This is a genomic window from Pseudomonas sp. EA_5y_Pfl2_R50, assembly GCF_963970475.1.
GTDB lineage: Bacteria > Pseudomonadota > Gammaproteobacteria > Pseudomonadales > Pseudomonadaceae > Aquipseudomonas.
In genome coordinates this window covers 179373-194555 of sequence record NZ_CAXAPT010000007.1, presented here as the reverse complement: position 1 = coordinate 194555, position 15183 = coordinate 179373, and the positions used below count along the sequence as shown (strand labels likewise).

General features: G+C 53.8%; 6 protein-coding genes. 1 reads left to right on the top strand and 5 read right to left on the bottom strand.

The window, feature by feature from the left end:
- Nucleotides 1-173 precede the first annotated feature (173 nt).
- The 3 genes from AACY19_RS14340 to AACY19_RS14330 form a co-directional block, all read right to left on the bottom strand.
- On the bottom strand, nucleotides 174-1424 hold the full coding sequence (locus tag AACY19_RS14340) for an RES family NAD+ phosphorylase (protein ID WP_339451157.1): 1251 nt from the start codon (nucleotides 1422-1424) through the stop codon (nucleotides 174-176).
- Nucleotides 1425-1501: 77 nt separating this feature from the next.
- A complete protein-coding gene (locus AACY19_RS14335; protein WP_339451155.1) occupies nucleotides 1502-3271 on the bottom strand; it encodes an alkaline phosphatase family protein in 1770 nt (589 codons plus the stop codon).
- Nucleotides 3272-3276: 5 nt separating this feature from the next.
- Nucleotides 3277-4401, bottom strand: coding sequence for a DUF4062 domain-containing protein (locus AACY19_RS14330; protein ID WP_339451153.1), 1125 nt, complete (start codon nucleotides 4399-4401; stop codon nucleotides 3277-3279).
- Between the two features lie 437 nt (nucleotides 4402-4838).
- Between AACY19_RS14330 and AACY19_RS14325 the strand changes: the two genes are divergently transcribed.
- Nucleotides 4839-10169 (top strand): ATP-binding protein, encoded by a 5331-nt coding sequence (locus tag AACY19_RS14325; protein ID WP_339451151.1) that lies wholly within the window; start codon nucleotides 4839-4841, stop codon nucleotides 10167-10169.
- 299 nt (nucleotides 10170-10468) lie between these two features.
- On the opposite strand, the gene AACY19_RS14320 is transcribed toward AACY19_RS14325, so the two are convergent.
- Nucleotides 10469-11653, bottom strand: a complete 1185-nt coding sequence (locus AACY19_RS14320) for a GNAT family N-acetyltransferase (RefSeq protein WP_339451149.1) — start codon at nucleotides 11651-11653, stop codon at nucleotides 10469-10471.
- A gap of 354 nt (nucleotides 11654-12007) precedes the next feature.
- Entirely contained in the window at nucleotides 12008-14986 is a 2979-nt protein-coding gene (locus AACY19_RS14315) for a DEAD/DEAH box helicase (RefSeq protein WP_339451147.1), read from the bottom strand.
- Between the last annotated feature and the right edge of the window lie 197 nt (nucleotides 14987-15183).

Here is a 15183-nt window from a genome sequence, read left to right as displayed (position 1 = left end):
GGGCATCCTCCTTTCGACTAAGGTGTTTTACGCAGTTGGCGACCGACAAAAACCCACCAATCTCTGCAGCGATTTATAGCCTTCCAAACTCGTCTAGCTCCGGTTCGAAAGACTTTATAAAGCCGACTCGACAGCTCTGACAGCATTGTCCGACCAAAACATTCTTTAGGTGATCAATAGTCCCATTCACCATAGGGGTCTTGCTCGTAACGCCAATCCCTTACGACGGCATCGCCGTTGATAACTAGTGGCTCGACCTCAAAGGTGACACAGCCGATTTTGTGAGCCTCTAGTGTATCGGGAATGTACACAAGCCCAGATGGGAAAGGCCCATTGCCGATGATGGGGTCCTCCTCGGTTCTCTCCTGATAAGGAATGCTGGCGAGCACACGTGAAAACAGAGCAATGTTGATCCCATCCTGGTGCTGAACAGAGGCAAACATCACCCCATCAATAGGCGGATCAACCTGCGTAGAAAGGTACTCTGCAATCACTTGGGTCAGTAGATATTCCTGCTCTTGATCAGGCGTGACTGGCGAACTAATTTTGCTGTGCAAGGTGCGTAGAAACTGCCTTCGTTCCATATTCGTTCGATACGCCGGATCAAAACAACTCATAGGCTGAGAATCGAATATGTTCTCCAACACACCAAAATCGAGTACCCGTGCATCCCGTAATAACTGAAACGCCCCCGTTAACACCATACCGCCCACCGAGGGGCGCAGCTCGGCGATGCACGTGTCGCGATCAAATGCGCCATAAAACACAGGTACACCAACAGGATTCATTCTTCCTGCACACGCCTTTTCCTTGGGCGGTGCCGAGAGTTCAGTTTCCGGGGACACAAGAATGCTTTTACGATCCGATGACGGCGGACAGTAGCGTCCTCGATACAGCTCCCAACCATCTTCTACTCCAAATAATCGCACCACCTCCTGGTTGTTTTCGTCTTTGAGGTGATGAATACCTTTAAACAACCAATCGAGGAACGCTTTACCGTGATCATTAAAGAAACGACTGCGGTGCATCACACCACTTTTGAATTCTTGCCATTTTTCCTCGACGTCTGTCGGTCGGATGCTCCGCCGCATGTACAGCGCATTAGCCTCAAAACGTGGTTCAACGCCTCGCTTCAAGCAAACAGTGAGCAATTCGACAATGGCAGAAGTGACGGAGCCTTCACTATCGTCACACTCAAGAATTTCGGCGACGATGAGCGCCAAGGGGTGGCCTGCGCAAATGTATCGTCCCAGCCCCCCAGCACCGGAAGTTCTGATGACCGGATCAGTCCCGTAGAAATTGTAAAGAATCTCTGCAATATCATCCGCTAAAACCTCAATGACTATGCAGGGCCGCACATGCTCACAGACCGAACACTTAGCCATATCGCATTGATCACCGAATACGCTGCCGAAGAAAGACATCCCCCACACAGCCATCGCATACAACTTCTACGCTGCCTCTCACATCATGCCCCTTGGAAGCGTCCATCCTAGAACCACTATTTCTGAGCCGGATGTACCGCCTGCAGATGGTTGGAAAAACCTGCCTCAGTTTCACAACGCCATGTCGCCCACAGCTTGCATCCCGTCTCGCCCCCCATGTCCAACTCAAACGCCAACCAGTTCCGAGCCGGCATCACATACCGATTAAAACCCGGGAACAACATCATCTCGACACAGTGCTGCACATCGATGGATTGGACCTTGCTGGCTGTATGGTTCAGCAACTGAAGAAAAAGCCGTTCGGCCACTCCAATCAACGAAGGATGCACCACGCCTGACGAAGTAAATTGCTGAATCTGCGCCCAGTTCGACGTCGGCGGAATATCCCGACGGTAGCAACTGCCCCACGCTGCGACATGCACGTCCCCGGAAGCAATGGATACCCGCAGCATTCTCTGCTCAGCAATACGGGTTAGCGATTCCAGGAGTCGCTTGCGTTCCCCCTCATGATCCCCGTGCGACCAATGATCCTTAAGGTCATCAGCATTGCTGTCGAGCACATGATCCTGCCCAAACGTATCGAGCAACCCTTCAGCCAGCGACAATTTGGGGTGCGCGACCGGAACCGAGGACATGAAGATCAAGTGCTGACATTTGCTTCCAGGATGAGCAGGCTTACCGTCACGGAGCGTGTTGAGCCAAGCCTGCATAGCAGTCCAGGTATCGGCCCCCAGTACCTGGGTACGTGAACGCTCAGTGCGCAGATCAGCAACAAACAACGATACCGGCCCCAAGTGATAGCCGAAACTAAAGCCCGGTTGACCATCCAAGAGCGGCAAGGCTAATCGATCTCCATTTAATCGTGCACTCCATTGCACCGGCTCATACTGTGGGTCCTGCTGGGAAACGTTTGCACGTTGGAGCAATTGCAATGGCGGCAAATCATCAAGGGCATGCTGCAACTGAAACACCCAGAACGCCTTGCGCGCATGACGCATCAGCACCTGGAACAACTCGCAATGCTGCATAGCCGGACTGTAGGATCCCCAACCGTCGAAGATGTCGTGGTCGTCCCACATCATCACCGTAGGAATTCTCGCCATCGCATCAGCAGCATCAAGGTTCGGCTTGGGATGCACCCAGTCACGCCTTGTATCAGGCAGCCAACGATTGGCATAGAGCCCGAAATAGTAGGACTCGATCTCTTTCTCCAGCGCCGCGCTTACCTTGAACGCCAATTGCTCCTTGCGCGACAGTCCGACCCATTTCTTGAGGGACTTCACATCCTCCCAAATCGAGTCAAAATAAATCTGGTCGCCCCCCATCAGCAGCAGTTGGAACCGCTTCAAGCCCTTGTCATGAATTCGTCCTTCATGCCAAAGCTGTTCCTTGTCCAGCACGTAACCTGCAGTACGCAAGCCACTGTCATGATTGCTGATCAGGTCAGCCCAGACGGCGTTTTCAGGACGCACCAACTTGCGCATCCCACTAGGGTCCGAAAAGCCATTGCAAGAGACGTAGGCCATTCTTGGGGCATAGTCTCGACCGGGAATGGAGAACTGCCATTGCGCCCCTTCCTGCCCTACACCAAACTTTACTGTCCGCTCCTGGGCCTGCTGATCACAGCTCAAGTCGTAACGAAGGATGGTTTCTTTCGGACGCTCCAGCAAAACCTTCGGCACCGGACAAGCCTGGCCGTCAACAGAAAGAACTGGAAATGCGGCGCCAGCTACAACTCCGACTAACGCGGTCACCTGCCACTGCCCGGTTTTGCTGACGCCTCGGAAGGACAACACGGGCCCCACAGTAAAAAGTGCTTTTGACATCCCTGTTATCTCCCTTCAAGTTCGGCGGCAATAACTTTGACAATCTTGGCGCGTGAAGCGGCTCTCTTGGCCAGAATTTGCGCTTCACCTGTTTGATCCAACCATTCCCTAAAACGCTGGAACGCGTGGCGCGTTTGCGATGCATCTCGACAGTTAGCCAGGAAAGCAAACTGAACTTTCTGTACATCATCAGCGACAAAAATACCGAAGGAACCGCTGACAACCGTAGCATCAGGAAAGCCTAGCAACGCAGTAGCCTGAGTCTCTGTCGCTCCACGGTGACAGGCGATTAAATGCAACGGCCCTTCTGCACCTTTCAACAGATCAGCATGCTCATGGTCGTGTAGAAAAGGCTTCCCCACCAGCTCACGCGCAGCAGCAACCGTGAACGCAGCCGGGACTGCATGGACGAGCACAGCGACATTGACTCCAGCAATTGGAACAATGGCGAACGCTTCGCTGGCAGGGGCGTTGCCACCATTGAGCGCCTGCAGCAACACCGTTTCCATAGCTCGTTTGCGCTGACGGAAGTCCATCCGTGTCCAATCCAGCGCCTGACCCATATCGAAACGGCTCGAAGCCGCAGCGGTTACACCACGTTGGGTTAGAACAACCAACGCATCAAGAAGCGCTTCCTGAACGCGGGTACGCAGTTGATCCACGGTAGAAACCATTCCCCCCCTGAAGGGTGTCTGTTGTGCAATAAACGCCTGGAAGCGCTGGTTACGTGCAGCCTCAGCCTCCCGGCCATCGCCTGCTGGGATACTTGGCATAGCGATGAAGCGCACCTTCCCCCGAGTGGTGGCAATTCCCTCCATGTACTCCGCATGGCAAATACCAATGTCGCCATCACCGCTGGCCCAGCCGGCATTCCCGTTGGACAGCACTAGTAGCACATCGCAATCCCTCACGGCTTGCAAACAGGCGTCCCAACTGTCCTGCATGCCATCCGCAGGAGGTGCATCTTCGTTAATCCAAACTTCAAATACCTGTTTGCCAAATAGCTTCGTGCCTTCTATCTCACGCTTGAGTTGCTCTCGGATGCTGCTGAGCGTTTGATCGCTGTCTGCGGGAAAGCGGTCATTACAACGACTGGACAGCATGACTTTGATTTTCTTTGACTGGGCCATCCTTGCTCCTGACCCCACTCACGAGGTCTCAAGATTCTTTTATCAATCAATACCTTCTCGCCCTATGCATATGTCAAGCGTGGACCTTATCTAAAAACCACCTAATGGCATTGAAATGCAATCAATTCGAAATGCGGAACAACGTTATCGACAGTATTTTAGTAACTATTTATGACTCTCCATGACCATCCTGCACATGGCAACCCGAAGCATATTGCAGCCTCATTTTGCCCCAGCAGCATACTAACTTCGCGATGCCAAGCAGGATGCTGCACCTCATGAGTCCTCGAGAATGGATGTAATGATGAATGCCGATATAAAGCTATTCTCGCGGTCGACCGTCCTTAACAACCACGTCTATTCTGGTGGTGTGGATACTCTGCACACTTCTGAAGGTACGGACATCACAACGCCATGACAGCCAGGGAAGCTAGACAATGAGTATCGACGTAACTGCACCAGCGTCAGGGGCTTTCTCAGAAAGCGACACGCGCACGATTGAGATTTCACCCTCCGGTTACCTTGAGCAGATACTTGATCGAGAGCTCAAGCTCACGCTCCACGGCATCGAGCTGGGGTCCGAGCGAGATGACTCCATGCGTCAACTCACCGACACTGCAGCAACCCTTTACGATGGCCGCATTCTGCGCGAGCTCATACAGAATGCGTACGACGGCGCTGGTGAAGATGTCGATGCCCATATCTTGGTGAAGCTGGATCTTGCCTCCGCCCCACACGCTATGCTGGACGTCTGTAACACTGGCAATGGATTCTCCCGGGCCGATGTCGACTCAATCGTGAATCCGGCAAGAAGTAGAAAGCAGCCCGGAAACTCCATTGGCCACAAAGGACTTGGATTTCGCAGTGTTACGTTGATCAGCCATGATCCTCAGATCTACTCATCTCAAGCTGACAATAAGGCAGCGCAGTTCGACGGGTTCTGCTTTCGATTTGCTGATGAGCAGGCCCAACGCGAGCGACTTCTGCACCTAGCCGAACCCGACCTTGCGGAAAGGGCGGTCGGCAAGACTCACAGCTTGCAACTGCCGCTCGTGATAAATAGCTTCCCCGATGACATAAAGGACTATGCATCGCATGGATTTGCGACAGTGATAAGGCTGCCGTTGACCGACCGTATGGCCGCCTCTCGCATGGAAAAAGAATGGCAGTCACTTTTTGATGAGCGTGCCCCGCTTAATCTCTTTCTACCTAAGCTCACCAAGCTCGTATTTGAAAAAATTGACCCGGACGGCACTACTTCGCGTCGAGAGTTAACACGTCGTCGATACCCTCTGAATCGACCGCTGAAAATTGACAGCCTTGAGATAGAAGAAATCGTTGTCGACAATCGGTCGTATTTATTCATCAGTCGCGCCGTCGATCAGATGCGATTTTTAAGAGCTGTAGACGCGGCTGTCGAACAACGTCACAAGGTTGAGAGGTGGCGAAATTGGACAGGCGCGCCCACGGTCAGCATCGCGATCCCCCTAGGGTTCGAGGTTCCGGAGGGTCGTTACTATGCTTTTTTACCCATGGAAACCCCCTGTCCTTTCAACGGTCATTTGGACGCTCCGTTTTTCCCAGACCCAGACCGTAAGGGCTTAAGTCTGGACAACGCCCTTAATCAAGAGTTGGTCAAGGTTGCAGCAGAGATGTGCATTGACCTGATATACGGTGTAGCTGCTGCCAATATCAATCTTGTCTCATACGTGCACGCCGCTGTGGACGCCATCACATGGGCGCCGGCAGACCACGTCTTGACTGCGTTTCAGGCTAAAGGGGTCGCGCACGAAACGCTCCCACTTCCAACAATGAGCCCACCTGGCAGCGATGCAAGATGGGCAACCCTTGACCATGTTTTTGACTGGCAAGACGACCAATACAAATCTCTGCGTGCGACTTGGATTGCCAAGGTTACAGGCGAATTTTTGCTGCGACGCAAACTGGGAGCTAGGCGAGTTGCCGCCTTGCGCAGCCTTGCTGATGATGTGGGGCTTCCGCTTGAGCCGGAGAATGAACGCCTCGCAAAGTGGGTACCGTTACTCGCTGCCGACCTTGAACGCCAACGCAAAGCAACAGCCGCGAATTGGGAGGATTTCTATACTGACCTAAGCGTGCGCAAGGACATCCTTGAGCAGCTTCGAGGCAAACCCATTTTTAGAAACGAAGCTCGCAAACTTGTGAGAGCCGAAGGAGCTAAATCCGTAGCGGGAGAACCAGTTCAGTTTTTCATCAATGCCGACCCTGGGCGTGTCACCAAGAAGAAAAAACGCCTGGATGACGCCGGTGTTTTTCCTCCAAGCTGCATAACCAAGGGGCTCGAGTTCGCCGACCCGACGCTTGCCTGGTCTGCGGATGTGGTCACGGCGTTCGTTAACTCAGGACTTGCTTCCGAGTTTCGTCTCATCAACTTGGTTTCAAGATTGGGAACACTCCTCGGAACTCGCCCTCGCGCACGCGACGCTTTGTCAGTGCTTACCTGGGCCTTCAGAACATGGAAGCAAAATCGCACCCCGGACTTCGACGAGGCCCTTCAGACCGCAGGACTCTGGGTTCCCTTGGCCAGCGGCGGAATTGGCAAAGCGAGCCTCGCTTATTTCTCAGCAGGATGGCGCGACACGCTAGGTAATTTGCTCACTGACCTCTGTAAAGAGGCAAGCCACGACAAGCAGATTGCCGGAATCGCAAAGACGATGCTTCCTGATTGGAACGAATGGAATACCGGCCCAGGGCAAAGTGCTCAAGACTGGCGGGACTTTTTGAAAATCGCTGGCGTACGGGACGGACTTCCCTGGAGCAAAGGCGCCGCTGTACGAATGGACTCACCAGCCTGGCAAAGCTTGAGGTATGGTTTTTTACCAACACAGAATTTTGAGCTGGAGCTGGGAATTTTCTGGCGCAAAGCCGTCGCTCAGTCACGAGACCTCGGCTACCAAAGCGGTGACTACGTTACGAATGGCGTACCCTACCTATACGGCCAGGCGAGCTACGACACAATGAACGGGGCTGCCCGCTTGGCATACGGGCGACTGATTATCAACGCGCTCACAAAGATTCCAGCCGAAGCTATGGTGACAACGCTCTCCCGACGCGGCGTCCGTTCCGACTACATTCACTGGCCTAGCGCCATCGCCGCTTTTCTGAAGTCGACTGCTTGGATTCCCGCGTCGGCGGGCGACGATTTCGAAGGGTTAACTTTAGGTCAGTGCTGGTTAGGCAGCAGGAGTGACATACCTCGTTTCGTACCGCGGCCGGAGCGCATGGTACGAGAGCTGATAGAAAACAACCGCTACCTTCAAGAGATGTTGTCCGGCAAATTGAATGTACCTGCTTGGTCGGACCCAAAAAGTGCACCCCGACGTATTGCCGCACTTGGCGAGCTACTGGAGCGCGGTATATCAGAGGCTTTTCTTGATGACTTTCGAAAAGCCTACCGCGAAGCATGGACAGAGTACGCTCAGCTCGACTTGCGCCCAGCTCTGCCTTCGACACTCGTAATCCCTAAAGACACTATTGATGGCTTGACGGCCGTGACGCTTCACAAAAGCGCTCCACTCGTTGAAACGATCTACATTGACGACGGTTCGCGGCCAACTTTTCAACAAATTTTGGCTTCTTTTGGTCGCATCACAATTGATGTGGGAGGTACAGCGACTGCAAGCTGTATCAGAGCGCTAGCAACGTATCTGGGTTGTAAGGCCCAGCCAATTCATGAAGACTCGATATCCGTCACCACAGACGGCGTTCCTTTTTTTCCGAGTGCAACGGATGAGCTGCTCGTAAGCAAAGATTGTGAATGGATCGCCGACCTCGCTGTTCTGGTGCTGGAAGTGAGCTCAAATCTAAGCAACCAGAACACCCTTCGAGCTCGCCAGGCGCTGGGAGGGGCTATCCGTCGAGTACGGCTGCGTTTTGTCCGAGAAATCACGGTCTCGATAGATGGAAGCTCAAGCACTCTGCCAGACGAGCTTGACGGCATACTTCCGGTTGCCAACGAAGAATATCCAACAGTCCTGTGTGAGGGGCAGTTTTTGAATTGGTCTACCCTGTCCATGATCGCGTCGGCCGTGCCCGCGGCGATAGGCAGACCGGGATTAACGGACGCTTTTCGCCTGACATTTTCTGCGTTTGGAAACGAGATGTCGCGGGACGGTCATGAGCTGAAAGCACCCTCGGATTTGCAACTCGCTCGAGCACTTGGACGACCCGTCTCTCGGATCACCGAGCTGAGGCGATCGCTTCGTGCGACCACGCCGCGTTTATTGGAGTATTTGATCCCGTCCGTCCACGCCATGGGGCATACCGACCTGGCTGCAATATTGATCGAGCGGACCGACGAATTCAGAGATGATTCCGACGTGATGGCCGTTATTTCTGGTTACGGTATACCCTCCGACCAAGCCGAAAGAATCGTCAGCGCCTGCCGAGACGCCGACACACTTAGCGGCCTACGGCATGAGCTAGGGCTTGAGTTCAACGTACTGAACGCGAGCCTAGTTGCGCTTGGTCGATCTCCGCTGGAGTTCAAGAAAAGGTTAACGGAGCGTTTCTCCTCCCGCGTTGAGCATCGGCGTGCTGAAGTTGAGCGAGCCGTACGGGATGCGTACACCCAATCCATTGAAGCAGACGGAGCCCTTCAGGCCTATCGCGAAGCAGTCGCTTTGAAATGGCTCCACCTGCCAGATGATTGGGTGGAACGATTCGATGATATTGATACACAGCAGATAGATGAGGAAATCGATAGACAGGTAACCCTCCGCCTTGGTGCAGGCCCTTTTCCCAATGGCAGTCCCATCGACGGCGTCCGCCAGCACAACCGCCAACTACTCACGCGGATTGCGGAACATTTGCAACGTTTGGTCAGAGCTTGGGCGAAGTGCAATTCGACGCCACTTGATGAACTTTGGTTGCAAGGACCTGAACGCCTGATTCGAGCTGCCCTGTCATCCGGTACGCTTGACTTCGAGTCCCTCAACGAGAGATCCGTCCCCTCCGCACTTCACCGAGCGAGCCTCTGGCCAAATCAAATGCCGGAAAGCCTGGACACTGTTGCGCTCGGTCTTTCCGATAGTGATCTGGCATTCGAAGCATTAGAGGAGCGTGAACGAGAAACGCGCAGACAGAAAGAACGTCGTAGTCTGCAGTTTGGGGAATTAGAAATCGATGGTGGTGCTCAGGGTTGGTATGATGCAGTTGCGCAAGCCATGCAAGAGACTCTTGCGAGTGGAGGATTCAAAACGCGGTCCGGTCCTGCGGCATTACAAGTCTTTGGCCCTCGAACTGCCCCTAGACCGACTAAGCGCGGCACAAGCAATCGAGGTGATGATCCACAGTATTTGAGTCAAGAACAACGCGACCTCATCGGTTTCGCCGGGGAGCTCGCCGCCTATCAATATTTACGCAATAAACATCGAAATATGCGGCCCGAATACTGGGTATCTTCGATGGGCCGCAGGTATCTAGGGCTTCCGCCAGAAAGTGATCAAGGATTCGACTTCAAAGTATCGGACGCGAAAGGCTTCATTCATTACGAGGTCAAGGCGCATGTCGCGGATCCAGGACACATCGACCTAGAGCGGTCTCAAGTAACTGCGGCAGTAACGATGCGCCATGATGGAACCAACCGCTGGCGTATTCTCTATGTCGCGAACGTACGAGGTCCTAACGTCGCAGTTTATGAGCTGCCCAATCCATATTCCCTAGGTGCAAGTCGGCTATTCCGGGAAAGTCATCAGCAGGGTGTCCGTTTCACTGTCATGCGTGAATAGCAATTGCCCGGTGAGCGCATGCGCAAATTATTCTGTTGTTGGCTCACCAACCGTGAGCCAAACTTTGAATTGCCAACCAAGATGTAAGCATGCCAATCGCCCGCGCCCGCTTCCAGCTCGGCTCGAATGCCCAGATCCAGTAATCGTTTATAGATGGCAATCTCGCCAAGAAGGCCAGCCACCAATCGCTTCTCATTGAGTATCCCGGGGCAGGCCACGCGCACCGACCTTCTGCTAAGTGTCAGTGCCGACCTTCAGAGCACAGTTTAAAGCCTTGAACGGACGACCAGAGCTTTGAGCTATGGCGATGGTAGCCAGGCCCTCTGATCAGCAGTGCCATGTTTACGGAGAAATGACTGCATTGCATCCGAGACTGGTCGCTCAATATGAAAGTCTCCGTAGCGCTCAAGGAAATCGGCCCAGCGAGCCAACAACAAACCCCTCCGCCGATACTTCGGCGCGAACCATATCCAGTGCAGCGCCCACTGACCTTTGTGCGGGCCCGACGATTCAGGTAAAAATCCACAAGCGCCAGCGATCGTACCTTCAGCGTCTCCAGCGAAAAGATAACCGTGCCAACCCTCTGAGGCTGGACTAGTCGCAGAACCATCCCACTGAACCCGGTCGTAGCCAAACTCGCGCCTGAACGCCCTGGCTCGCTGCAAGACTTCCTCATGCATCCAAAGCGGGCTTGACGGATCAACGAGCTCCCCCCTAGGGACGACAGCAAGCCGCTGCGCGAACAGAAAGTTCGGCAAGGGCTCGTAGAGCTGGCGAGTCCACTCATGCTCTGCGTGGTGGATGCGTTCGTCTACAGAGCTGTTGGTAAGGTAGCGATGCTTGCAGTAGTCGCAAATGACGAACTCCTGTGGTTTAGGTTCGCTGTAGTTGGGCCCACGCACTTCAAGCCGAATCGCAGCTTTTCCCCTCCAGGTCATTGCGAACTTATATCCCGAAGCGTCCTTGTGGTGGGTTACAGAGATATCCCCTTCCCCAGCGTTTGGATCAGCTTTGAGCACAAAGCACTGCTTTCCACGGTAGTGTCGGTACATCAGGACCGAAAGTTCACTGTTCGTCAGCAGCTTCTTCTCGTTGATTTCCGGGGTCAGGGCGGCGACCAACCTGCTCGGGTCTACCTGCAGGCCGAGATGCTCCATATCGATCAGCAGCCCTACCGTATCCACTGCCGTTAGCCCCTCATACCCACTCACTTCATCTTCAGGGTATTCCGGCTTGTAGTAGACGGTCTGCCTGGGAATCGAAAGCGGATCAATTAATGCCTTGAACAGCCGTTCGATCGCGCTGTAGCGGCGGCGCTCAGTCAAGATCAGATAGTCGCCAAACTCTACAAAAGCCGTGACTCGATTGACCATGAGCTGACGCTCAAAGCGTGTCATCGAGTGGCTGCTGGATAGCGAGCGTCTATCCTCACTGAGGATACTGTAGAGCTCAGCAAGCGTGTTGCTCTCAATAAAACGGTCCATGAGCATCCAAAGGGAAGGCGAATGCAGCATCTTGCCAACCGTTCTCGGAGCACGCAATGCGCTTTATGCGCCAAGCACATAGCGTCATTGTTGCCGGCTGACTTCGCTGAATCCTTCTCGTATTTCGGCTGGTGGAGCGAAAAGCGTTGTGATCGGCCTAGTCAAAATCCCGCATTGATCTACATGCTGGGAGCACGGCAAACCGTTGGTTAAAGACTGTCCGTAAAGACTGCAATCTGGAAATACGAAGAACCGAAAGTCCGCCCGTGGAGCTAAACGCTAGGTAAATCTAGGTCATCCACGATGGCGAAACACACGAAGCGGCCAGGCGTACTCCTCAGCCGCTTTGTGGAATCAATTCTCTGGTTCGTTGACCAGCCAGTAAGCCTTCGCTGCCCCTCCCTGCCTCGCGTAACTGATACAGAACGCCATAAGATCACTCAGGTGAGCATTGATAGCCGAGCGGCGAATGCCAGGCTGAACGCCGATCACGGAAAACGTGAGCTTGGTGGCCGGTGTAGTTTTCAACAGCTGAGTAACGTCGGCTCTGTTGCCGCGAACAAAGTAGGAGGGTGATGTGTGCCTTGGAAGCATCCTATCTTCCATGTGCTGAACAATCGTCGGCACGTTGCAGTAATAGACCGACTTGACCAACTGTCCTGCCACCTCGTAGACATCACCCACACGGCCTCCACTTGGTGGCCCACCCGCACCTTTGCAGTGGTAGAAGCTGACGTTGACCTCATCCTCAGCATTCTTGGTGACGCAGATATAATCCGCGGCCTCCCCCGCCCTGTGGTCGTAGAAGAGTCCTTGAACATCCGGCAGATTGACCAAGTGTCGCTCCAGGTGCTCCTGCACGGTCAGGTTTCCCGCGAGCAGGGCTCGCTTTCGCAACGTCTCGGGGGATTGATCCTGGGGTAGAAATTCGATGTGTATGCCACAGCCCCTCCAATCGATGATCTCTGCATCGCCAGGAGCCAAACGTTCGGTTTGCAGCAGCGGTGCAGCCATCAAATTCATCCCCTCAAAGGATGATTTATCGGCGGCATAGAACACTGGACTGTGTTCACAGAGCCAGTCCGCCATTGCAACCCAGGAATCGTGGGCAGATTCGATTTCGACGGAGACTTCAGGATCCAGACACGTCACCATCCGTGCGTTTGCCAAGTGAAATCGCATTGGCACCACGCCGAAGGCGCTAACCAGCGAAAAGGTTAATTGTCCCGCCGGTAGATCGCACTGAAAGTTCTGGATGTCCCACTCAACCAATCTCGAATATTGAACGCGCTGTTGGGTGGCAGCCCGAAAGCGGACTTTCGGGTTGTTTTTGAATCCGCTTTTAGGCCAGTTCGCCGCTATGACCACATCTGGTAAACGACTCAAAGGCTTGCTAGAGCGCACGATGTCTAACTGGGTTGCGCTAAAAGGCACATTACCGGAGAGGCGTCCGTTCAAGGTTTGCACCCACTCAACGAAATCAAGGATCGAGAGGCGCTGATTGCTCCATATCCGGGAACTGCTGCTTGCGCCAATCGTTTCCTTGACCTGTCCATTCATACCGCTGCCGAAGAAGTGTCCTTGGGAGAAGACTCGACTGTCGCCAGCTGTCACCGCCCTCTCCGCCTGGGGGCCAGTGAGGGTTCGATAAGTCTCTCCCTGCGAGTTGAACGTCATGTTCTTCAGCCCAACGTTGTAAAACTTGACCTTCTCCAAGCCCGCGCGCGCCCTGCTGGTCTGTTGGTAGCTAAGCGGTCTGCAGCCACCGGGAGCAATCGTGTCCATGATGCTGAGGTAAAGCTTTTCCGTTCGACGGGTCGACCCTATGTAGCAGAGTTTTGCCGCCTCGAAAAACATCAAGAGAAACACGTCGTGACGCACATCGATCAGAGCATCAGAGATGGCCCAATTGGGAGACGTCTCGTCTGCCGTCAAAACCAACGAGATTGTCCCGTCTTGCGTTCCCCACTGCTTCACAATCCGCAAATGCCGCCCAATCGTGGAGTCAAGGAGCCCAAAATTCGGTGGCTCGTCACACTCGAAAACACGTACATGGGCATATAAATTAAAAGACAGCAGCGAGACAGATTCGTAGTCAGATTCGGCAATCTTCCTCACGGGGAGCCTTTCCATAAACTCCTGCTCCTCCAGAGATCCCGCGAGTTGAGCGATCGCAGCCTCATCAATCATCTGCGCAAGATTTACGCCTTCCTTAAGAAGAGACGCTGTTGCCTCCTTGATACGGAAAGTTGGTGCAATCAGCGTTGGCGGGCCTGTGGTTTCGTCCACACGGGCGAAGCGTCCAATGAATTGAATTGTGGGCACCAGAGACTGGTGGGGAGCATGGAGCGCCGCCACCTTGAGTTTCGGAAAGTCATAACCCTCCCCGAACATGTCCACGCAAACGATCGCTTCCAGCGCACCGGTGATTAGCCTTTCCTCAATCGCCTCCTGCTGACGTTTCGTAAGTTTGCTGCTAATGGCCTCGACCGCTATGCCCAGGGCTTGATAGAGCGGCACTAGATCCTGTGCGGCCTTGATAGTCCCTGCACGCACAAACAGCCTATGATCGAACCCGTTTGCCCTGTCCTCGTTAAGCTGCTGAACAGCCGCCCGAGCTATGGCTTGATCAACGTGTTCATCATCGAGTTCGTCCTCGATCGGTGCCGCACAGAAGTTAGTTGGCTCAAAGGCCCCCTCATCGACAGCCCGCATTACCGGATATCGATAAACGAGCTTCCCTGGAATGACGCGCCCATCTCGTCGAAAGGGCGTTGCCGTGAGAAACAAGAACCGAGCTTTTGTGAAGTGTTCTACGTAGGCCATCCAGGAATCGGCCGGAGCATGATGGGCTTCATCGAAGATCACAAGATCGAAGAGGTCCGACGGCGCACCAGGGGCTAGGTCGGGTGATGAGCTTGAAGGTGTCGAAACGACGACGTCGTAGGCTTGAAGCAATTGCCATTCTTCAAGGGATTGAGGACGGCCGATATGCAGGTGCACGTCGGGAAGCGGACAATCTTCAGCTAGCGCACCAATCCGGCGGAGTGTGGACATGACAGAAATATGTGAATGCACCTGTTTTCTCAAGGCGCTTGAAGGTTCCACTATCAGTACACGCGCCGGCCCCAGCAGCATGGGAAGCGCCATCATCAAGGAGGTCTTTCCATAGCCAGTGGGTAAACAGACGATGGCAGGGTCGTCCTGCACGGAAAAATGCGCCAAAACTGCGTGCAACGCACCCAACTGTCCAGGTCTGAATCCATGATTGGGAGTACGCTGCTGTTGAAACAGATTCAGCGTCCCCGCTTGCTCAACAAAAAAATTCGGCACCGCAATCCCTCCTTTGGATCCGATTGAAGCGTACTCTGGTGCCGTTTTTGTGCAAGTGGTAAGGGTGTGGTTGGGTTGCGGGGCAAGTGAATTCAGCACCGACGACGGATCACCACCGGCCTGCAGAGATCATTTGTAGTTAGCTAATAAACATGCGTCATTTTATCCAGTGATCAAAAAATAAAACGGCATTGAAT

What these genes read in the sequence shown, in the direction of transcription:
- AACY19_RS14335 (WP_339451155.1), bottom strand. Translation starts at nt 3,271, where the DNA reads ATGTCAAAAGCACTTTTTACTGTGGGGCCCGTGTTGTCCTTCCGAGGC.
- AACY19_RS14340 (WP_339451157.1), bottom strand. Translation starts at nt 1,424, where the DNA reads ATGTCTTTCTTCGGCAGCGTATTCGGTGATCAATGCGATATGGCTAAG.
- AACY19_RS14330 (WP_339451153.1), bottom strand. Translation starts at nt 4,401, where the DNA reads ATGGCCCAGTCAAAGAAAATCAAAGTCATGCTGTCCAGTCGTTGTAAT.
- AACY19_RS14320 (WP_339451149.1), bottom strand. Translation starts at nt 11,653, where the DNA reads ATGGACCGTTTTATTGAGAGCAACACGCTTGCTGAGCTCTACAGTATC.
- AACY19_RS14325 (WP_339451151.1), top strand. Translation starts at nt 4,839, where the DNA reads ATGAGTATCGACGTAACTGCACCAGCGTCAGGGGCTTTCTCAGAAAGC.